Below are 19704 nucleotides of genomic sequence, written 5' to 3'. Positions count from 1 at the left end.
ATTTTCCTACATTTGTGATGGACGATTAAATTTTATTGCGGTGAAAAAACTATTTCTTTTAGACGGCATGGCTCTCATTTATCGGGCATACTTTGCATTAAACAAAGTTCCTCGATTGACATCATATGGGCTAAATACGGGAGCAATCATGGGATTTACCAATACGCTTTTAGAGCTATTGAAGAATCAACAACCTACCCACCTTGCTGTTGTATTCGACACCGATGCCCCAACCAGCCGCCATATAGAGTTTGAAGCTTATAAAGCACATCGGGAGAAAATGCCGGAAGATCTAGCTACCGCCATTCCATACATCTTTCGTCTTATCGAAGGTTTCAATATCCCTATCATCACCCAAGATGGATTTGAGGCAGATGATATTATCGGAACACTCGCCAAAAAAGCCGAAAAAAAGGGATTCACGGTATATTGCATGACACCGGACAAAGATTTTGGACAATTGGTTTCCGAAAATATTTTTATCTACAAGCCCGCCCGTATGGGCAATGGCGCAGAGACCTTAGGCATCCCAGAGATCTTAGCAAAATGGGAGATCAGTGACGTATCACAGGTTATCGATATTTTAGGCCTGTGGGGCGATGCGGTCGATAATATCCCGGGAATCCCCGGCATCGGTGAAAAAACCGCTAAAAAATTAGTGCAGGAGTTTGGGTCGGTAGAAAGCATCATCGAAAACAGCGACAAGCTAAAAGGCAAGCTGAAAGAGAATGTCGAAAATTTTGCCGAACAGGGCCTGATTTCTAAAAAACTAGCGACCATTCTATTGGATGTACCGATCGAGCTGGACGAAAAAAGTCTTGAACGGGAGGACGCCAACCGCGACTTATTGGAACCGCTCTTTTCGGAGTTGGAATTTCGGACACTCGGCAAGCGCGTCTTTGGCGACGATTTTAGCATAACCGACGCAAATGGCAAAACAGGCGCAGGCCAAATGGATCTATTTGCCCCAGCAACGATCGCCACCGCGCCTGCAGACGCACTACCAGAACCCGCGATCCCGACTCGGCATATCCATAATACACCCCACACCTATATCCTGCTTGACACGATGGATGCACAGCAGGATTTGGCCAAAGAGTTATCTCATAAAAAAAGCTTCTGCTTCGATACGGAAACGACATCGTTGGATGCACTCACAGCAGAAATTGTCGGCATATCGTTTGCCTTTGAAAAAGGAAAAGCTTATTATATCCCGACTACAGCAGACTGGGAATCGGCGAAAGCGACCGCCAATATCTTTAAAGAGGTACTAGAGAATCCGCTAATCGAGAAAGTAGGCCAAAATCTGAAATACGACATCCTCTTGCTATCGCGCTATGGCATCAAGGTACAAGGTCCGCTGTTTGATACGATGATTGCCCATTACTTGATCGATCCGGATACCCGCCACAATATGGACATACTGTCCCAAAATTACTTAGGTTATTCTCCTGTTTCCATTAAAGAGCTTATCGGCCCTAAAGGAAAAAACCAATTAAACATGCGTGATGTGGAGATCGAAAAGGTAAAAGAGTATGCGGCCGAAGATGCCGATATTACGTGGCAACTGCATGAAGTTCTAAAACCGCTGCTCGCTGACACAAAAACCTTGGAACTCGCACAAACCGTAGAATTTCCTTTGATCTACGTCCTCGCCGAAGTGGAAAAAAACGGTGTGAAGGTAGATGTGGAAACCCTCCGCTCCTTTTCCAATCTTTTACAAGCAGACATTCAGCGGCTAGAACAGACTATTTATGATAAAGCGGGTGCACAATTTAATATCGCCTCGCCGAAGCAATTAGGCGAAATCCTCTTCGATAAGCTGCAGCTGGATCCCAAAGCAAAAAAGACAAAGACCGGGCAATATAAAACCGGAGAAGACGTGCTACTGACCCTTGCCCACAAATCGGATATCGTACAGGATATCTTGGACTTTAGGCAGCTGCAGAAGTTGAAGTCTACGTATGTCGATGCGCTACCGGGACTTATCAATCCAGAAACAGGTTTCATACACACCTCATATAACCAAGCCGTAGCTGCAACAGGCCGTTTGAGTTCTACGAATCCAAACCTGCAAAACATCCCTATCCGCACGGAGAAAGGGCGCGAAGTACGGAAGGCATTTATCGCGCGCGACGCATCCCACGTCCTGCTGTCTGCAGATTATTCACAAATTGAACTTCGCCTGATTGCCGCCTTAAGTGAAGACCAAAACATGCTGGAAGCGTTTCGTGCCGGCCATGACATACACCGCGCCACGGCTGCCCGCGTATATGGCATCGGCCTTGACGAGGTAAATGCTGATCAACGGCGAAATGCCAAAGCCGTCAACTTTGGCATCATCTATGGCCAATCAGCCTTTGGCCTATCGCAGAGCCTTGGCATACCAAGAAAAGAAGCAGGCGCGATGATCGATCAATATTTCACGCAATATGCAGGCATAAGAAGGTACATGAGCAGAGCCGTAGAATTTGCCAAGGAAAATGGCTATGTCGAAACTTTACTCAAACGCAGACGTTATCTAAGAGACATCAACTCCGCCAATATGACTGTGCGCGGTTTTGCCGAGCGGAATGCCATAAATGCGCCCATACAGGGATCCGCTGCCGATCTGATCAAAGTCGCCATGATCAATATCCAACAGGATATCGAACGACTAGGTCTACAGGGCAAGATGATTATGCAGGTGCATGACGAACTTGTATTTGATGTTCCGCGTAGCGAAGCGGAACAGCTTTCAGGCATCATCCGCGATCGGATGCAAGGGGCCATAGCACTGGAAGTTCCGATAGAAGTGGAAGTTGGAAAAGGGGATAATTGGTTGGAAGCACATTAACAGAATATGAAAGAAATCAGTTCATTTTTATTGGTATGGTTAACCGCACTGCTGTCTTTCGGACAAACAGATGCAGCAAAGAAGGATACCTTGTTCGAGAAATCCGTGAACGGTCTGGTAAGGTTCTACTACGATGATCATTACTATTTGGTCGATAAGGACTGTGCGTTTAAATCTATTGAACGGTTGTCCCAATTTATCGTGGCAAAAAATGCATTCCATGGAGAATTTAAAGATTTTGACAGAAATGGAACGCTCGTTCTAACCGGATATTATAACGAAGGGGTGAAAGAGGGTGATTTCAAAGCTTACCATCCCAACGGTACCCTGAAATGGGAAACCACTTTTAAAGAAAATAGACCCTCCGGCGATTGGAAATATTACTACCCTGATGGGAAACCCTTGTTGACGGTCAATTTTGACAGCACCGCGGGTACCATCTCTTCTTTTTGGGATCGTTTAGGGAGGCAGCGTGTTGTTAACGGGGAAGGAAATTATGAATTTAAAATGCCTTTCGAATTCTATAACGAATACGGATTTCCTTTTTTCGAACGAAAGGGAAAAATAAAAAATGGTTTACCTTCCGGCTATTGGACAACAAATATGGTCGACGAGAAAAACAAAAAAGTATTGTTTACGGAAGAGGTTTACGATAAAAATGGCGTATTAACCGAAGGGTTCAACCTTTTTCAGGACAGATCCTATCGCGTTCCGCTGACCATCGTTCCATCGCAGTCTTTCGTCATCGGCGAACGGATGCTTTTCAAAGCGTGCAGCTTTGACGACTATAGCGGCTTCAATGCCTATCTTTCCGACAAGCTAAATGGTGCGTTCGCCGCAAATCCAAGCTTTCAAAATACGGAAGAGGATTTTGCATACCGCGTTTCGCTAAGCAAAGAAGGCGAACCCGAGCTTATTACACTTAGTCAACCCTTGAAGACGACGGCCCTCAACAAGTATCTGGAAATGGTTGTCAAAGACATTCCTTATTATTTTCCATCGCTGGATGAGCAGGGAGAACCCATCGAAGACACGCTAACCGTATCGGGTAAACTTCGTGTCAGCGAAGCGGGTGTGTTTAATTTTCACAGTTTAAAAGTGGAAAGAGAAAAACAACCCTAACCGAATAGCGACGAATGTTTATATTTGCAAAAAAATGAAGACATGAAATTCCACAAAGAAGGATATACAAGCTTAGCCCTCGTTATTTTATTTGCATTTGTTAGCAATGCACTAGCAAATTATTATGACGCGTCACCCTATGTGCAATGGTTCTTGTATATACTTTCCGCATTTCTGATTATCGTTATCCTTCAATTCTTCAGAAGCCCAAATAAAAAAATTGCCATGGACGACGGCACAGTGCTGTGTCCTGCAGATGGAAAAGTGGTCGTCATTGAAGAAACGATAGAAAATGAATACTTTCAGGATAGCCGTATCCAAGTTTCAATATTTATGTCGCCAATCAACGTGCATGTCAACAGAAACCCGATCAGTGGCATCGTTTCCTATTTCAAATATCACCCGGGAAAGTTTCTAGTGGCTTGGCATCCCAAATCCTCGACAGATAACGAACGTACGACAGTCGTCGTGAAAAACCAGTCGAACGTCGAAGTGTTGTTTCGGCAAATTGCTGGAGCGATGGCGAGAAGGATTGTGTGTTATATCGCTGAGCAAGATGTCGTAAAACAAGGCGAAGAGTTTGGATTCATCAAATTCGGCTCGCGGGTCGATCTATTCTTGCCCCTTGGAACCAAGGTTAACGTGAACATTGGCGATAAGGTGATAGGTGGGAAAACTGTAATTGCTACATTTTAACGCTATTTTTAATTCAATATTCGTAATTTAGGCTTCGTTTCACGAAGCTTTTTTTATGAATTTTAGACTTTTTGTACTGCTCATTTCTTGCAGTTTTGGCCTACTGGTTGCTGCGACAGACTACCTGCACCGAGGAAATGCATCTGTTGCAGGCCTTGTCTTTTTTGCTGTAGGCATCCTAAGCTTTGTGGTTTTGCTCAATCTTTTCGAACGCTTTGTTTACAAACGCATTCGAAATGTGTACAAATTAATCCACAACCTCAAGTTGGGCAAAGACCTTAAAGATGCCCTTGGCGAGCAAATAGCCGACGACCCGATCGCCGATGCCGAGAAGGAGGTTCGCGACTGGGCGAAACAAAAGGCGCTGGAAATCAACAAACTGCAAGAACAGGCTCAGTTTCGTAAAGAATTTCTCTCCAACATATCCCATGAATTTAAAACGCCGCTATTCGCCACACAAGGATACATTGAAACCTTGCAGGATGGACTCATTGATGATGATCCCGATATTGCAAAGAATTTCTTGGAAAAAGCAGCCCGAAATCTCGATCGATTGAGTTACCTGATCCATGATCTGGATGAAATTTCTAAACTGGAAACAGGAATCATTTCATTGACCATCGAGAAGTTTGATGTTGCTAGCCTGATAAAAGAGTGTATTGAAGATCTGGAAGCCAAGGCCAGCTACAGTAACATTCAATTACGGTACAAAGGGAAGGCAAACCAACCGGTGTTTGTAAAAGCCGACAGAAAACGTATCCAGCAGGTTCTTATCAATCTGATCGACAACTCCATCAAATATGGCAAAAAAAATGGGCGAACCTCGATTTCCATCTACCCGCTATTTGATCAAATCTTAGTCGAGGTAACGGATGACGGACTCGGCATCGAGGAGAAAAATCTACCACGGGTATTCGAGCGCTTCTATCGAACAGACAAAAGCCGATCGCGCGAAATCGGGGGGTCGGGCCTTGGACTGGCTATTGTAAAACACATTGTGGAGGCCCACGAGCAAAACGTAAATGTCAGAAGCACAGAAGGTATAGGCACGACATTCGGCTTCACGCTGGCTCCTGCTAAAAATAGTTAATATGAGATTGAGGTTACACGCATTCCCAAAACTTAACATTAACTTAACATATCATTCATAATTTTGCAGAAATTCAATCAATATGTCTTTAAATAGCATTTTTCAGTATTTCGTTCCAAAGGACAAGAAGTTTTTCCCTTTGTTTGAACAAGCAGGCGCTAACCTAATCGAGATGGCTAAACTGCTGCAAGAAACGGTTTACTCCACAGATCTGGCAAAACGCGCTGACCTGAACAAGAAATTAGAAGACCTTGAACATCGTGGAGACAATATCACTCACCAAATCCACTTAGAACTAGGAAAAAATTTCATTACGCCTTTCGATCGCGAAGATATCCATGCGCTGGCGAGTTCCCTAGATGATGTAGCAGACTTCATTCATGGAGCCTCAAACCGCATGGAACTCTATAAGGTGCATAACCCGAGTCAAGCGATGAAAGAAATAACAGACCTTATCGTCGAAGCGACCGAGCATGTAGCAACAGCACTGAATGAGCTTAAAGACCTGAAAAATATCCGGAATATCACGGATTCTTGCGTCCGCATCAATAGCGTAGAAAATAAAGCTGATTATATCTTCGATAAGGCCGTTGGCGAACTCTTCGAATATGAAAAGGATGCTATCACGTTGATCAAGAACAAAGAAGTCCTTTCAGCAATGGAAGATGCGACAGATAAATGTGAAGACGTTGCGAACGTATTAGAAAGTATTTTGGTGAAAAATGCTTAATTCCAGCAGCAAGAAAACAAATTTATTATGATTTCAACATTATTGATTGTCGTTGTCATCCTGGCAATCGCCTTTGACTACATCAATGGTTTCCATGATGCGGCCAACTCGATTGCCACGGTTGTTTCAACCAAAGTATTGACTCCCTTTATGGCAGTGTTGTGGGCAGCGCTTTTCAATTTCGCGGCATATTTTTACTTCACCGATCACAAAGTGGCCAATACCATTGCAAAAACGGTATTAGAAGAATACATCACCTTGGAGGTGATCTTCGCCGGGCTCGTTGCCGCAATTTCCTGGAACCTGTTTACTTGGTACTATGGAATTCCCTCAAGTTCTTCCCATACCTTGATCGGAAGCTTCGCCGGATCCGGCATGGCTTACGCGTGGATAAGCGGTGCGAATCCCTTTTTAGCAGTAAATCAAAACGCGATTCTGAAAACGGTCTCCTTTATCGTGCTTGCACCCATACTGGGGATGTTCATCTCCGTAATCATCACCTTGATTATTATGAATCTCGCTAAGCGCGCGCGCCCTGCGGTGGCCGAAAAATGGTTCAAAATATGTCAATTGATATCTTCCGCAGCGTTGAGCTTTGCACATGGTGGAAATGACGCGCAAAAAGTTATGGGTATTATTGCCACCGCCCTTATCGCACAAAATGTCATTCAGGATTTTGAGCAAATGCCAAATTGGGTGCCGCTATCCTGTTATATTGCAATCGCTGCCGGAACCATGAGTGGGGGTTGGAAAATCGTCAAGACAATGGGAACAAAAATCACGAAAGTAACACCGCTAGAAGGTGTTGCCGCCGAAACTGCTGGCGCAGTGACATTGGGTGTCACCGAACATTTTGGTATCCCAGCTTCCACAACACACACCATCACCGGTTCGATCATCGGGGTTGGCGTCGTCAAGCGTGTGTCTGCGGTTCGTTGGGGCGTGACCATAAGCCTGCTTTGGGCTTGGATCCTTACTATACCGGTGAGCGCTGTACTGGGTGGACTTTCACTTGCTGTTATCCACTATATCCTCTAACGTAGCACGTTAACCACATAACTTGATGTTTTTATTGACTTTCGAGCAAAAAAACTCAAAAAATTTTGCGTTTCTAAATTATATACATACTTTTACGCGAACATTTTTGCTGATTGTCGGTAAATTTGGTTTTTTAACAAAATTTTTGCGAGGCTAATATTTTTTGGCATCGTTATTGTTAAGTTATGTTAAAATTGAAAAAGTGAAAACAATTAAAAATTTTAATAACCTTAAAAACAAGAGTATGAACTATTCTACAATTAAAAAAACAGCTGTTGCAGCTTCTTTAGTCGCCGCTTTAGGTTTTGCTGAGAACGCTCAAGCACAAACTCCAACTGTATTCGGTGGAAGATCACAATACAGAACTTGGTCGATCGGTGTTCAAGGTGGTATCACTACACCTAACGTAATCGTTGGTGGATCCAACAACTTCGGTCAAAAAGTTGGTTTATTCCAAAATAAAGTTGGTGAGTACTATGGTTTAACTGTACGCAAACAATTCTCTCACCTATTCGGTTTGGAATTGGAAGGTAACCGTGGTCGCATCAAAACTTTCAACCACGCGATCTCTAACCAACCAAACGGTGCTATTGAGTCAACTGCATGGGGTATTGATGCTCGTTCTGCAGAAACAGAAGTAAACTGGGCAGCTAGCTTAAATGGTGTTTTCCAATTAGGTACAATCGACTTCCTAAGAAGAGAAAATGCTGTGAACTTCTACGCTAAAGTAGGTTTGGGAGTATTGGCGAACAACCCTGTTCAGTACACAAACAACGATTTCACAGGTGCTTCTGTTGACAAAAAAGGTCAATGGGGTGAAGAGATCTTTGGTGACAGAGAACTAGTAGGTGACCGTGATTTCAAAATGGCTGCTTTCGTACCAGTAGGTGTTGGTGTGAAATTTAAATTATCTGAAGTTGTTGCCTTGAACCTAGGTTACACTATGAACTTCACAGATGATAACTTATTATATGGTCCAGGCCGTTCTGATGTTAAAGGTAAATTCTCCAACGTTTACGGTGGTCTAGAGTTCACTTTAGGCTCACGTGATAAAGAAAGCTTAACGTTCACAAACCCTGTTGCTACGTTATATGATGAGTTGAAAGATCCTTCATTGCGTAACGAAGTGGAAGCATTGAAACAACGCGTATCTACTTTAGAAGGTACTGTTGATCAATTGAGCAAAGACTCTGATGGTGATGGTGTATCTGATAAATTCGACAAATGTCCAGGAACACCTGCAGGTACTGCAGTAGATGGTTCAGGATGTCCGATCAAATTCCCAGAGCCAGTTGTTACTAATGCAACTACTGGAGCTTACTATGCGCCTATCCAATTCGAGTTTGATAGCTCTGTCTTGAAAACTGAATCTTACGCGACATTAGATAAATTAGCACAAGAATTGCGTAGCGCTAACTCTTCTGTAAAATTAGATGGTTATGCTTCTGCAGAAGGTTCTGAAGATTACAACATGAACTTATCTAAAGACCGTGCAAATGCAGTTAAACAATATCTAGTTAACGCTGGTGTTTCTGCGTCAAGCATCTCTGCTAATGGTTACGGTGAAGCTAATCCTGTTGCATCAAACGCTACAGAAGAAGGCCGCGTTCAAAACCGTCGTGTAGAAATCAAAAAATAATTCTTTTCAAGAATTATAAAACGATAAGAAAGCCGATCCATCAGGATCGGCTTTTCTGCTTAAAATCAATATTTTAAGCTATCTTTGTAAAGCCGTATGTGAAAATGTGGAAAACAAAAGCAACTGGAAGTCACATTTTCTTTATAAATTTCTTCTAGCGTGAGGATTCAAGCGATTTTTAAATTAAAATGAAAGGAGTGATATGGAAGAAGATTTCGAATTTGGCTCGCCCGAGGAACAAAAACTGTCTGTCGATCGATACGAGGAAATGCTGCGAAACCAAGATCAATACTTTTTTGATGCGAAGGCTTTCGAAAGTATAATCGAATACTATATCGATAAAAACGATCCTGTCAAGGCACTGCAGGTTGCAGAGTATGCCACTGGCCAGCATCCCTACGAGACTTTATTCCTGTTGAAAAAGGCGCAGATTTACGGTCGGATCAATCAGCTTGAGAAAGCATTGTTCCAGTTAGATAAAGCTACCGCATTGGAGCCAAACAGCGGGGAGGTGCATCTTCTCAAAGGAAACATTTGCCTGCTTCAAGGCGACATCGAACAGGCAGAGCTCCTTTTTCTAAAAGCGATAGAACTCGGTGAAGATACCGCCGAAGCTTACCTCCAAACAGCAGAATTATTTCAATTGAAGGGAGACTACGAGCAAGCTATTGCATACTTGAAGAAATCATTGGAAATCAATATGGAAAATGATGATGCGCTGAATGCATTGGCTTTTTGCTACGAGATTATGGAAAAGCCCGATGAAAGCATCGAGTTTTATAAGCAATACATTGACAAAGATCCCTACTCCTATGCTGCTTGGTTCAACCTCGGTATGGTATACGATAAGCTCGAACGATTTGAAGAAGCCATCGACTCCTACGATTACGCGATACTGATCAACGAATCTTTCGTGCCCGCTTATTTCAATAAGGGCAATGTGCTCATCAGTACACAGAAGTATACCGAAGCAATTGATGTTTATAAACAGAGTTTCGAATATGAAACACCTACTGCGGACGTATATTGTGCTATCGGGGAGTGTTATGAGAAGTTAGAATTGATGGAAGAAGCGAGAGCGAATTATAAAAAAGCAGTAAAATTGGATCCGCAATTAGCCGATGGCTGGTTCGGAATCGGTGTTACCTTAGATTTTGATGATCGCCCTTTTGAATCGTTGCACTTTTATAAAAAAGCGTTGGAGCTGGATGATAGCAATCCGGACTATTGGTTTGCCATCGCCGATGCTCGTTACAAGCTTAATCAGTTCGAGGAGTCAGAATTTGCGTACACGAAGGTTGTTGAGCTTAATCCTACGGATATAGATGCTTGGCTTGATTTTTCTTCGATCTATTTTGAGCAAGGAAAATATATCGAAGCGATCGACGTGATGGCCGATGCCATTAAGCAAAATCCTGAGTCGTCAGAACTATATTACCGCGTTGTGGCCTATCTTTTCGCCAACGGGCAATACAACGAAGCGTTGAACTTCTTGGAATTAGGATTGGCAACCAATCCTGAAAAATTCTACATTTTGTTCGATTACCTGCCCCAGCTTCAGGGGAACAAAATCATTGTGGACATTATCCGGAAATATACAAACCACCCATGAAAAAACTAGGACTCATAGGCTATCCATTGGGACACTCTTTTTCCAAAAAGTTTTATCTTGAAAAGTTTGAAAGGGAAAACATCAGCGATATAAACTATGATCTATATCCGCTGGAAACGCTGGACGGGTTTCAAACGCTATATGATACCGATCCAAATTTTTGCGGTTTCAATGTAACGATTCCCCATAAACGAAACGTCATGGCATTTCTAGACGAGCTTTCGCCGGAGGCTGAAGAGATAAATGCCGTAAATTGTGTCCGCATTGAACGGAAAAATGGGAAGGCTTTTTTAAAAGGCTTCAATACAGATGCCTTTGGTTTTGAACAGTCTTTGCGCCCCTTGTTGACAGCCAAACACCAGACAGCATTGGTCTTTGGCAACGGAGGAGCCGCGCAAGCGGTTTACTACGCATTAAAAAAGTTGGGCATATCCTACCGCATTGTCAGTCGTCAGCGAGATAACGGCGACCTGACTTACACCGATCTAACAGAAGCCGTTATCCGGGATCACAAACTTTTGGTAAATTGTTCGCCCGTAGGAACATTTCCAAATATTCAAGAATGTCCCCATATTCCGTATGAAGGCATTGGAGAAAGCCACTTGCTATACGACTTGATTTATAACCCCGAGGAGACGCTTTTCCTGAAGAAGGGCAAAGAACGCGGCGCTACCACGAAAAATGGCTATGAAATGTTGGTGTTGCAGGCAGAACGCAACTGGAAGATCTGGAATGAGGTATAGCATCGCGGGATGGTTCATAATTTCGTTACTATTCGCCTGTCAAGCTCCTGATCATTCCCCAAAACCCAGAGGCTTTTTTCGGATAGACCTGCCTGAAAAATCCTATACCGTAGCCGCAACCGGATGCCCTTTTTTATTTGAGCAACCTACCTATGCGAAGCTAAGTCCCGATCAGACCGATGGCGCTCATCCCTGTTGGAAAAATTTGGACTTCCCGCAATTTAATGCGCGCCTGCACCTCAGCTATTTCGGGATAAATGCGGAAGCACCACTAAAACAATTGACCGAAGATGCACGCACATTTGCATTTAAGCATACGACAAAAGCAACGTCCATTGACCAAGTAAAAATACATAAGCCCGAAAAAAAGCTGTACGGGGTAACTTATTTGATACACGGAAATACCGCCTCCAACCTGCAATTCTTTGTATCAGATAGCAGCAAACACTATCTACGGGGTGCACTATACTTTCACGAAAAGCCCCACCTGGATTCGATACAACCGGTGTTAGACTTTATTCAACAGGATATTGAACATCTTCTCCACACCTTTACTTGGAAATAATTCCTATTTTTGAGCTATGTTATATATTAAATCATTCATATTTAACCCATTTCAGGAAAACACGTATTTGGTTTATGATGAAGATGGCAATTGTGCAATCTTCGATCCTGGCATGTCCAATGTCGCTGAGGAGAAGACGCTGCTGGCCTTTATCGAAGATAATAAACTTAAGCCTATCGCTTTGTACAATACGCATTGCCATATCGACCATGTGCTTGGAAACCGAATGATTTATGATACCTATAACCTTTTCCCGCAGCTGCATGAAGGAGAAATTCCGGTATTGGTTGATGTCGAACACCGCGCACCTATGTTTGGCATACGTTACGACCTATCGCCCATACCAGAAACCTTTTTACAAGAAGGAGAAGCTATCGAAATTGGCAAACATAGGCTACAGGTGCTTCTTGTTCCGGGCCATTCCCCTGCACACCTTTGCTTTTATCAAGCAGATCAAAAGTTTTTAATCGGCGGCGATGTGCTTTTCCGAAACAGTATTGGCCGTACGGATCTTCCTGGAGGTAACCATCAACAACTTTTAGACAACATCAAAGAAAAGATATATAGTCTCCCAGATGAAACAGTGGTTTATCCAGGCCATGGGCCGGAGACAACTGTAGGCTTTGAGAAAACTACCAACCCGTATATCAAGGGATAACTATGAAACTACCGTTTTTTTTTGCAAAACGTTATCTGTTCTCCAAAAAGTCGCTCCATGCGATTAACATTATCTCGACAATCAGTGTCGTTGGCGTCTTGGTGAGCAGCGCGGCCTTGGTGATCGTGTTATCGTTTTATAATGGAATGGAAAACCTTATCCTATCGCTATACAGCACCTTTGCGCCAGAATTGCGTATTGAGCCGACAAAAGGAAAAGTATTCGATGCGAAAACCGAGTCCTTCCAAACCTTGCGTAAAAATCCGGATTTGAAAAGCTATTCGGAGGTATTGGAAGACAAGGTATTGATACAGTATAACAATCAGCAGTTTATTGCGCAAATAAAGGGCGTAGAACCTAAAAGCTTAATGGAGGCAGACCATCAAGACATGTTATACGCAGGAAACCTTCATATTCTGCAGGATAGCGCAAATTTCGCGCTTGTAGGTGCGCAGGTGCAGGCCAATTTGCGCATTCCACTACAGGGAATAGATAATTACATGCAGCTATTTTCGCCCCGGAAGGGGAGCCCCGGGAATAGTGTTAATCCAATGGATGATATCAATATCCGCATGATTGCACCTTGCGGACTTTTGCAATATCAACAAGGTTTCGACAATTTAGTCATCACGCCCATTGACTTCGCTCGAGATCTTTTGAATGAATACGACGAAGTGTCGGCAATTGAGCTGTATGCAAAAGATCCTTTGCAGGCCGAGAAACTGCAGCGCGAAACGCAAGACCTGCTAGGCAAGGACTATATTGTCAAAAGTAGAGAGCAACAAAATCCGCTCCTTTATAAGACCGTACGATCAGAGAAGTGGATTGTGTTTTTCATCCTTACGGTCATCGGTATCATCGCCATATTTAATATCATTGGATCATTAACGATGTTAGTCATCGATAAGAAGCAAGATATGTCCGTATTAAAAAGTCTGGGAGCCAACAATTGGCTTGTACAACGTATCTTTTTCTACGAAGGTGTCATGATTGCGTTTATAGGCGGAATTATCGGTATAGCCGTCGGATTGGCTTTCTGCATCTTGCAGGAAAAATATGGTATCATACGGACGGGTGATGGTGCAAATGCGATCATGGATATCTATCCTGTCGACGTCCGTCCGACAGACTTCCTATTGGTGTTTACCACGGTGATGCTTGTGGCTATCCTGATTTCCTATCTAGCCTCATCTTTAAGTGTACGCGAGATCCGGAGCGACGCCATCCGTACCGCCGAATGATGTGTTAGTATTGCAATCGTTTGCGGCTGTAATCCCCTTTCACAATCGAGTTGATAAGGGATCCCCAAGCTAACGGACTGAACAGCGGATTCGCAAAACGCTGGTTGATGGCCTTATTGTTCATATTGATATGCCGTTGCATGGAATTAAAAGTTTGGATTTCTTCTGCGCTTCGGGGAGTTACTTGAGATAAAGCAGCTAAAGCCTCTGGCGAAAGACTCCTTCTAATACGGGAGGCGTCGTCATTGTTCACATCGAGCGCGAGAAAGGCCATGTTAAATTCTTCAATGCTTGCCCAAGGAAAGGGCATGACAGCGGGCAACTCTATCACCAAGCTTTTCATACTGATTCTTGCCGTAAACTTATCAGTAGGCGTATTCGGAATCACATACGTGACCGGATCGAAGCCTACAGACGTAAAGGCAATAGTATCTCCAACATGGGCAACGAACGAGAAGAAGCCCTCATTATCTGCCGCAAAGGCCTGATTGGCGTAACTTTTATTCGTTACGGTAACGAAAGGCACAGGCAGTTCTCCACCCACCGAACTGATAAGCCCGCTGAATTGAATAATCTTCTTCTCTTGCGCATCGGCTGAAACCGTCGCGAGAACATAAAATAATACGAGAACATACAGATTCCTTGCTGTCATGTGTCAAATCTATACAATCTTCCTTGAAGACGCCTGTTAAAATGTGTTAACCTTAATACTAGTTTGGCGTAATGGCGTTCGGATCATTGACATCCGTCAAATTAATGGCCTCTACGCCTGTAATTTCGGGAACAGACTTTCGAATCGCTTGCTCCAAACCAGCTTTAAATGTCATAATACTCATGGAACAACTTGCGCACGTTCCTAACAATTTCAATTTAACCACATTATCAGGCGTGATCTCTTCGATGCTCACGTCGCCACCGTCCGTTTCCAAATACGGACGAATCGTGTCTAATGCTTGTTCTACTCGCTCTAGTAATGTCATTGCTCTAATCCAATTTTATGAGGTAAAGATAATCAAATTATTAAACATAATTGGCAGAACAGTGCAACAGCAAGGTGAATTCAACATTAGGTTGACATCCTGCAAAGAAACAGGTTAAAGAATGTTAAACCTCTTAAAACAAGTGAGGTTACGAAACAATTAGCGCTATATTGCACCGCTAAAATTTAATTGAATCTTATTTGATTTTGATGTATCTTTGTAAAATGTTTTTAAATAGACGTATAGTATCCATAATAGCTTGCGCGGTGTTCGTACTACTAGCGACAGGATGTAAAAGCAGGTTTGAAAAATTAAGGGCCAGCAATAACATCGCTATGAAATACGAAGAAGCGGTGAAGTACTATGAGAAAAAGAAATTTTCGAAAGCTTTGGTGCTATTTGATGACTTGATGGGCAAATACCGAGGACAGGCGGAAGCAGAAGACCTGTACTACTACACGGCCTACACCAACTACCGCTTGCGAGATTACACGTCTGCAAGGTTTCATTTTAAAAACTTTGCAACCACCTATCCGAATAGTGCACGTGCAGAGGAGTGTCGTTTTATGTCGGCCTACTGCTTTTATCAAGATTCGCCTCGCTACTCGCTGGATCAGGAAAATACACGGAAAGCAATTGATGAATTACAACTCTTTATCAACCTTTATCCCGAGGGGGAAAAGGCTAAGGAAGCCGGCGAGTTGATACAAAATCTTCGGGACAAACTAGAGCAAAAAGCATACGCCAATGCAAAATTGTATTTCGATATGGGCCAACCTGATGATTACCGTGCTGCGGTGATTGCCTTCGAAAGTATGCTACGCGAGTATCCCGACACGAGATATGCCGAAGAGATAGAGTTCTTGATTGTCAAGTCGCAATACCTTTTTGCACAGAACAGTATGCCATATCGGCAAGAAGCGCGTTACAATGAAGCCATAGATTACTACCAGGCCTTTGTGGAGCATTATCCGCAAAGTAAGTTCAAGCATGACGCCGATCAACTGCGCGCCAGTGCTGAAAAGGAGATCGCTTTTGTGGTGAAACGTATGGACCAAATCAACAAAATGCGCGAACAACAACAAAAGGAATTAGGAATAACGAAAGAGGAAGCCGAAGCCAAAGAGGCTAGCGAAGTAAACTCCTCGTCAAATTAAATTGGAAATTCATAACACATTACACAATGAGTCAAAATAAAAACACTTCTACCCCAAGTTCAACAGTTACACGTGATTTAAGACAGTTGGACAAAGGAACGGAAAACATCTATGAATCTATCGTCGTTATTGCCAAACGTGCCAACCAGATTGCCGTAGACGTAAAAGAAGAGTTAAATGGTAAATTATCTGAGTTTGCCAGCAACAACGACAACTTGGAAGAAGTTTTCGAAAACCGTGAACAAATAGAGATTTCTAAACACTACGAGCGCATGCCAAAAGCTTCGCTTGTCGCGGTTGATGAATTTTTAAATGACAGGGTTTACTTTAGAAATCCCGCTAAAGAGCAAGAATAGGCTGCATGCCTTTGAAAGACAAAAATATCGTCATTGGTATATGCGGCGGTATCGCCGCATATAAAATTACCTATCTCGTCAGGTCGCTTGTCAAAGCTGGCGCCCAAATACAGGTCATCATGTCCCCCGATGCGAAAAGCTTTGTTACCCCGCTGACCTTCGCTACCTTATCTAAAAACCCTGTTTATACCGATTATTTCGATTCCGATACCGGAGTTTGGCACAATCATGTAGACATCGCGCGAAAAGCGGATTTAATAGTCATCGCTCCGGCAACAGCCAACACCTTGAGTAAAATGGCAAATGGCGCCTGTGACAACCTCCTCTTGGCAACCTATCTTTCCGCCAAATGTCCCGTAATGTTTGCTCCCGCGATGGATTTGGACATGTGGCAGCACCCAAGTACGCAAGAAAATGTGGATCGGCTCCGCCGTTTCGGAAACATTTTATTGCCTCCCGGAAAAGGGGAGCTCGCGAGCGGCCTAGTGGGTGAGGGGCGATTGGCAGAGCCCGAAGAGATATATGCCTCCATACACCATTTCTTTGATCACAATTTACCCTTGAAGGGAAAAAAAGCGTTGGTAACTGCCGGCCCGACCTATGAGGCGATCGATCCTGTTCGTTTCATCGGAAATCACTCTAGTGGAAAAATGGGATTTGCTATCGCCGCATCGCTAGTCGCACAGGGAGCTTCGGTACAGCTTATTAGCGGTCCCACCCATCTCGACACCCCTCAAGGTGTCGAACGATTATCGGTGATTTCTGCTCAACAGATGTTCCAGTTTGCGCAGGACTATTTCAACAAAGCGGATATCATCGTGATGAGTGCTGCGGTAGCAGACTATACTCCGGTATCTGTGGCTGAACAAAAGATCAAAAAACACGACGACACCTTTCAGATTTTATTGCAGAAAACCACTGACATTCTGGGTACACTGGGAAAGCAAAAAACTGACCGACAAACATTGGTCGGCTTTGCCCTAGAGACAAACGATGAACTACAAAATGCAAAGGAAAAACTCGCCCGTAAAAACTTGGACTTTATCGTTTTGAACTCCATGCGGGATCAAGGAGCAGGCTTTGCAGGCGATAACAATAAAGTTACCATTTTGGGTAAGGACGGTATGGAGGAAGCTTTCCCTTTAAAAAGTAAACGAGAAGTTGCAGATGACATCGTTCAATTGATCGTTCAGCACCAATCCGCTATAAATGGACAATTCGAGATTCCTTCGGATAATAGTTATTGATTCTATTGGACAAAATCTTCACCCATCCCAAATTCACACCTTGGTGACGAACCAAACACCATCCGCTACCGGCGTTTTCAAAAACCTCACGATCTAGATTTTCCTTTCGTAGAAACTGTTGTGCAACAGCTAATGTGAGTTCCTGCGCGTTGATCTCTGCGTTTACGAAGATACTCAATGCCAGCTCATGTGAGGGAACAAGTTCTTTCCCGAGCCATTTTCCAATATTGGTTCCTGCAGTGCGAATATATAAAACCTGCTGGATCCACCTTAAGTCATCTTCGTACTGCTTTGGAAAGATATGCACATCATCTCTGTGCATAAACGCATAAAGGCGCTCATCCCCCACCAACCAAGTGCGTAGCGCATCTTTTTTTATCGGGCTCTTCTCGGGTTTGGCACGCTTTCGACCAAAGGTTTCCTGTTCCTGTGTCTTTTTTAAAACACCCACAAAAAATCCTTCTCCCTGGACTTGATGTGGATAGAATCGGTAACCATGTGCGGCATGCACAGGAGAAAGTGTTGGTTGGATTTTCCACGCTTCGGCAACATCCAATGCTACCGTGGAAAATCCATATTCGCTGATTATCCAATCCAAGATATCCTCATTCTCTTCGCTCGAATAAGAACAGGTGGAATAAACTAAATATCCCCCCGTTGCCAATGTCGCTATCGACTCTGCTAAAATACGCTTCTGCCTGTCACTACACAGCTTCACGTTTGCCAAAGACCACTCATCGATCGCTCCCGAATCCTTTCTGAACATGCCCGAACCCGAACAAGGTGCATCCACCACCATTAAATCGAAATATCCCGGAAGACGGGAGAACGCGGATGGGTCATTATTGCTAACGAGCACATTATGCATCCCCCATCGGTTTATATTGTCCTGTAAGATGCCGACGCGGGACTTGATAACCTCATTGCTTACCACGAGGCTACCTGTACCGAGATAGGCATTCAATAATGTCGATTTACCGCCCGGCGCGGCGCATAGATCAAGCGCTCGGACAGAAGCACCCTCCAGACCCAGCGAACGCAAAATATGCCCCAAAAACATAGACGATGCCTCTTGCACATAGTAACAACCTGCGTGATACAGGGGATCTAGCGTAAAAATCGGGCGTTCATCCAAGTAGAACGCATCCCTGCACCACGGTACTGGAGCGTTCAAAGGCATGGTTAATGCTGCTTTCTTTCGTGGGTTTAGACGGATAGAAGTAATACGATCCCCTTTAGCGTGCGTATTCAAGAAAGCTTCATGGTCGAAATTACTTTCGTCGCGCAATCTCGCAATAAGTTCATTTGGGAGGAAGTTACTCATCGATTTATCGTTTTATTCTGCGTAAATTTACCACAATAAGGAAGGAATAACAACATACCTCGCTATGAAAGATTTTAAAAAATATTACATCGTTGCCGCAACACCAGAAGATATCTACAAAGCATTAACTACTGAGATTACCATTCGTCTTTGGACAGGTGATATAGCCGAAATCGATCCCAAAGAAGACGGCGAATTTTCGATGTGGGATGGAGCTATTACCGGAAAATTTATCGCACTAGAACCTTATGGGAAGATTGTACAGCAATGGTATTTCGGAGAGCAGGAGGAACCATCCGTGGTAACCATTAAATTACATGATCATAAGAAGGGAACCTCTGTTGAAGTACAGCATAGCAACATTCCTGACGAGGCATTTGTAGACATAGTTGAAGGATGGAACGATACCTACATGGCTTCCTTGATCGAGTTCTATGAAGAAGAGTAACTATTTTTATGAATCTGTAAATGAGCGAAATCCTTTATTTTTTGACAAGGGCTTCGCTTAAAACGCTGTTTCCGGAACTGTCTTCCATCAACTTGTTTACAGATCCTCCTTTCATCGGCACGGCTAGACCATAGGTCAAAGACCACCATACGGATAAAAAAGAAAAGCCCCTCCAGTTTCCTGAAGGGGCTTCGTTTAAAATTAGGCACCGACCTACTCTCC

The 19704-nt window shown here is 43.5% G+C and carries 20 protein-coding genes; 16 read left to right on the top strand and 4 right to left on the bottom strand.

The window, feature by feature from the left end; translation table 11 throughout:
• The first annotated feature begins 40 nt into the window (after positions 1–40).
• From polA to IE165_RS16250, 12 genes are all read left to right on the top strand, one after another.
• Complete coding sequence (gene polA / locus IE165_RS16305) at positions 41–2836, top strand: DNA polymerase I (protein ID WP_189627717.1); 2796 nt, start codon at positions 41–43, stop codon at positions 2834–2836.
• A gap of 6 nt (positions 2837–2842) precedes the next feature.
• Complete coding sequence (locus tag IE165_RS16300; RefSeq protein ID WP_189627716.1) at positions 2843–3958, top strand: toxin-antitoxin system YwqK family antitoxin; 1116 nt, start codon at positions 2843–2845, stop codon at positions 3956–3958.
• 42 nt (positions 3959–4000) lie between these two features.
• Positions 4001–4654 carry a phosphatidylserine decarboxylase family protein gene (locus IE165_RS16295; protein ID WP_189627715.1) on the top strand — a complete coding sequence of 218 codons (654 nt, stop codon included), beginning with the start codon at positions 4001–4003 and terminating at the stop codon, positions 4652–4654.
• A gap of 55 nt (positions 4655–4709) precedes the next feature.
• Complete coding sequence (locus tag IE165_RS16290) at positions 4710–5744, top strand: sensor histidine kinase (protein ID WP_189627714.1); 1035 nt, start codon at positions 4710–4712, stop codon at positions 5742–5744.
• Positions 5745–5826: 82 nt separating this feature from the next.
• Positions 5827–6474 (top strand): DUF47 domain-containing protein, encoded by a 648-nt coding sequence (locus IE165_RS16285; protein WP_189627713.1) that lies wholly within the window; start codon positions 5827–5829, stop codon positions 6472–6474.
• A 27-nt stretch (positions 6475–6501) separates the two neighbouring features.
• Positions 6502–7512, top strand: a complete 1011-nt coding sequence (locus IE165_RS16280) for an inorganic phosphate transporter (RefSeq protein ID WP_189627712.1) — start codon at positions 6502–6504, stop codon at positions 7510–7512.
• Positions 7513–7756: 244 nt separating this feature from the next.
• On the top strand, positions 7757–9151 hold the full coding sequence (locus tag IE165_RS16275) for an OmpA family protein (RefSeq protein ID WP_189627774.1): 1395 nt from the start codon (positions 7757–7759) through the stop codon (positions 9149–9151).
• Between the two features lie 202 nt (positions 9152–9353).
• Positions 9354–10763, top strand: a complete 1410-nt coding sequence (locus IE165_RS16270) for a tetratricopeptide repeat protein (protein ID WP_189627711.1) — start codon at positions 9354–9356, stop codon at positions 10761–10763.
• The gene (locus IE165_RS16265) at positions 10760–11506 is read left to right on the top strand and encodes a shikimate dehydrogenase family protein (RefSeq protein WP_189627710.1); all 747 of its coding nucleotides are present in this window, start codon (positions 10760–10762) and stop codon (positions 11504–11506) included. The genes IE165_RS16270 and IE165_RS16265 overlap by 4 nt, the downstream gene beginning before the upstream one ends.
• Positions 11496–12071 carry a gliding motility lipoprotein GldD gene (gldD, locus tag IE165_RS16260; RefSeq protein WP_189627709.1) on the top strand — a complete coding sequence of 192 codons (576 nt, stop codon included), beginning with the start codon at positions 11496–11498 and terminating at the stop codon, positions 12069–12071. The genes IE165_RS16265 and gldD overlap by 11 nt, the downstream gene beginning before the upstream one ends.
• Positions 12072–12087: 16 nt before the next feature.
• Entirely contained in the window at positions 12088–12729 is a 642-nt protein-coding gene (locus IE165_RS16255) for an MBL fold metallo-hydrolase (protein WP_189627708.1), read from the top strand.
• Positions 12730–12731: 2 nt separating this feature from the next.
• Positions 12732–13970 carry an FtsX-like permease family protein gene (locus IE165_RS16250; RefSeq protein ID WP_189627707.1) on the top strand — a complete coding sequence of 413 codons (1239 nt, stop codon included), beginning with the start codon at positions 12732–12734 and terminating at the stop codon, positions 13968–13970.
• Positions 13971–13974: 4 nt separating this feature from the next.
• Here the strand turns inward: IE165_RS16250 and IE165_RS16245 are convergent, their stop codons facing one another.
• Positions 13975–14622 carry a hypothetical protein gene (locus IE165_RS16245; RefSeq protein WP_189627706.1) on the bottom strand — a complete coding sequence of 216 codons (648 nt, stop codon included), beginning with the start codon at positions 14620–14622 and terminating at the stop codon, positions 13975–13977.
• A gap of 58 nt (positions 14623–14680) precedes the next feature.
• Positions 14681–14950: a NifU family protein gene (locus IE165_RS16240; RefSeq protein WP_189627705.1), complete on the bottom strand. Its 270-nt coding sequence runs from the start codon at positions 14948–14950 to the stop codon at positions 14681–14683.
• Positions 14951–15159: 209 nt separating this feature from the next.
• Between IE165_RS16240 and IE165_RS16235 the strand changes: the two genes are divergently transcribed.
• The 3 genes from IE165_RS16235 to coaBC are packed head-to-tail and all read left to right on the top strand — an operon-like array spanning position 15160 to position 17710.
• A complete protein-coding gene (locus IE165_RS16235; RefSeq protein ID WP_308434310.1) occupies positions 15160–16107 on the top strand; it encodes an outer membrane protein assembly factor BamD in 948 nt (315 codons plus the stop codon).
• Positions 16108–16133: 26 nt separating this feature from the next.
• The gene (locus IE165_RS16230) at positions 16134–16463 is read left to right on the top strand and encodes a DNA-directed RNA polymerase subunit omega (protein WP_189627703.1); all 330 of its coding nucleotides are present in this window, start codon (positions 16134–16136) and stop codon (positions 16461–16463) included.
• 5 nt (positions 16464–16468) lie between these two features.
• Entirely contained in the window at positions 16469–17710 is a 1242-nt protein-coding gene (gene coaBC, locus IE165_RS16225; protein ID WP_189627702.1) for a bifunctional phosphopantothenoylcysteine decarboxylase/phosphopantothenate--cysteine ligase CoaBC, read from the top strand.
• On the opposite strand, the gene IE165_RS16220 is transcribed toward coaBC, so the two are convergent.
• The gene (locus IE165_RS16220; protein WP_189627701.1) at positions 17667–19034 is read right to left on the bottom strand and encodes a methyltransferase RsmF C-terminal domain-like protein; all 1368 of its coding nucleotides are present in this window, start codon (positions 19032–19034) and stop codon (positions 17667–17669) included. The genes coaBC and IE165_RS16220 overlap by 44 nt on opposite strands.
• A gap of 64 nt (positions 19035–19098) precedes the next feature.
• On the opposite strand from IE165_RS16220, the gene IE165_RS16215 reads away from it, so the two are divergent.
• Positions 19099–19482 carry an SRPBCC domain-containing protein gene (locus tag IE165_RS16215; protein WP_189627700.1) on the top strand — a complete coding sequence of 128 codons (384 nt, stop codon included), beginning with the start codon at positions 19099–19101 and terminating at the stop codon, positions 19480–19482.
• Positions 19483–19516: 34 nt separating this feature from the next.
• Here IE165_RS16215 and IE165_RS18540 read toward each other — a convergent pair.
• The coding region (locus IE165_RS18540; RefSeq protein WP_229826601.1) for a hypothetical protein at positions 19517–19704 on the bottom strand (188 nt) is incomplete at its 5' end.

The sequence above is a fragment of the Sphingobacterium griseoflavum genome (assembly GCF_014653155.1).
GTDB lineage: Bacteria > Bacteroidota > Bacteroidia > Sphingobacteriales > Sphingobacteriaceae > Sphingobacterium > Sphingobacterium griseoflavum.
The sequence above is the reverse complement of the archived record's forward strand: the minus strand, read 5'-3'. Positions and strand labels throughout refer to the sequence as shown.

Excerpts from the sequence above, each read along its gene's own strand:
- IE165_RS16300 (WP_189627716.1), top strand. The coding sequence starts at position 2,843 with ATGAAAGAAATCAGTTCATTTTTATTGGTATGGTTAACCGCACTGCTG.
- IE165_RS16295 (WP_189627715.1), top strand. The coding sequence starts at position 4,001 with ATGAAATTCCACAAAGAAGGATATACAAGCTTAGCCCTCGTTATTTTA.
- IE165_RS16290 (WP_189627714.1), top strand. The coding sequence starts at position 4,710 with ATGAATTTTAGACTTTTTGTACTGCTCATTTCTTGCAGTTTTGGCCTA.
- IE165_RS16285 (WP_189627713.1), top strand. The coding sequence starts at position 5,827 with ATGTCTTTAAATAGCATTTTTCAGTATTTCGTTCCAAAGGACAAGAAG.
- IE165_RS16280 (WP_189627712.1), top strand. The coding sequence starts at position 6,502 with ATGATTTCAACATTATTGATTGTCGTTGTCATCCTGGCAATCGCCTTT.
- IE165_RS16275 (WP_189627774.1), top strand. The coding sequence starts at position 7,757 with ATGAACTATTCTACAATTAAAAAAACAGCTGTTGCAGCTTCTTTAGTC.
- IE165_RS16270 (WP_189627711.1), top strand. The coding sequence starts at position 9,354 with ATGGAAGAAGATTTCGAATTTGGCTCGCCCGAGGAACAAAAACTGTCT.
- IE165_RS16265 (WP_189627710.1), top strand. The coding sequence starts at position 10,760 with ATGAAAAAACTAGGACTCATAGGCTATCCATTGGGACACTCTTTTTCC.
- gldD (WP_189627709.1), top strand. The coding sequence starts at position 11,496 with ATGAGGTATAGCATCGCGGGATGGTTCATAATTTCGTTACTATTCGCC.
- IE165_RS16255 (WP_189627708.1), top strand. The coding sequence starts at position 12,088 with ATGTTATATATTAAATCATTCATATTTAACCCATTTCAGGAAAACACG.
- IE165_RS16250 (WP_189627707.1), top strand. The coding sequence starts at position 12,732 with ATGAAACTACCGTTTTTTTTTGCAAAACGTTATCTGTTCTCCAAAAAG.
- IE165_RS16245 (WP_189627706.1), bottom strand. The coding sequence starts at position 14,622 with ATGACAGCAAGGAATCTGTATGTTCTCGTATTATTTTATGTTCTCGCG.
- IE165_RS16240 (WP_189627705.1), bottom strand. The coding sequence starts at position 14,950 with ATGACATTACTAGAGCGAGTAGAACAAGCATTAGACACGATTCGTCCG.
- IE165_RS16235 (WP_308434310.1), top strand. The coding sequence starts at position 15,160 with ATGTATCTTTGTAAAATGTTTTTAAATAGACGTATAGTATCCATAATA.
- IE165_RS16230 (WP_189627703.1), top strand. The coding sequence starts at position 16,134 with ATGAGTCAAAATAAAAACACTTCTACCCCAAGTTCAACAGTTACACGT.
- coaBC (WP_189627702.1), top strand. The coding sequence starts at position 16,469 with ATGCCTTTGAAAGACAAAAATATCGTCATTGGTATATGCGGCGGTATC.
- IE165_RS16220 (WP_189627701.1), bottom strand. The coding sequence starts at position 19,034 with ATGAGTAACTTCCTCCCAAATGAACTTATTGCGAGATTGCGCGACGAA.
- IE165_RS16215 (WP_189627700.1), top strand. The coding sequence starts at position 19,099 with ATGAAAGATTTTAAAAAATATTACATCGTTGCCGCAACACCAGAAGAT.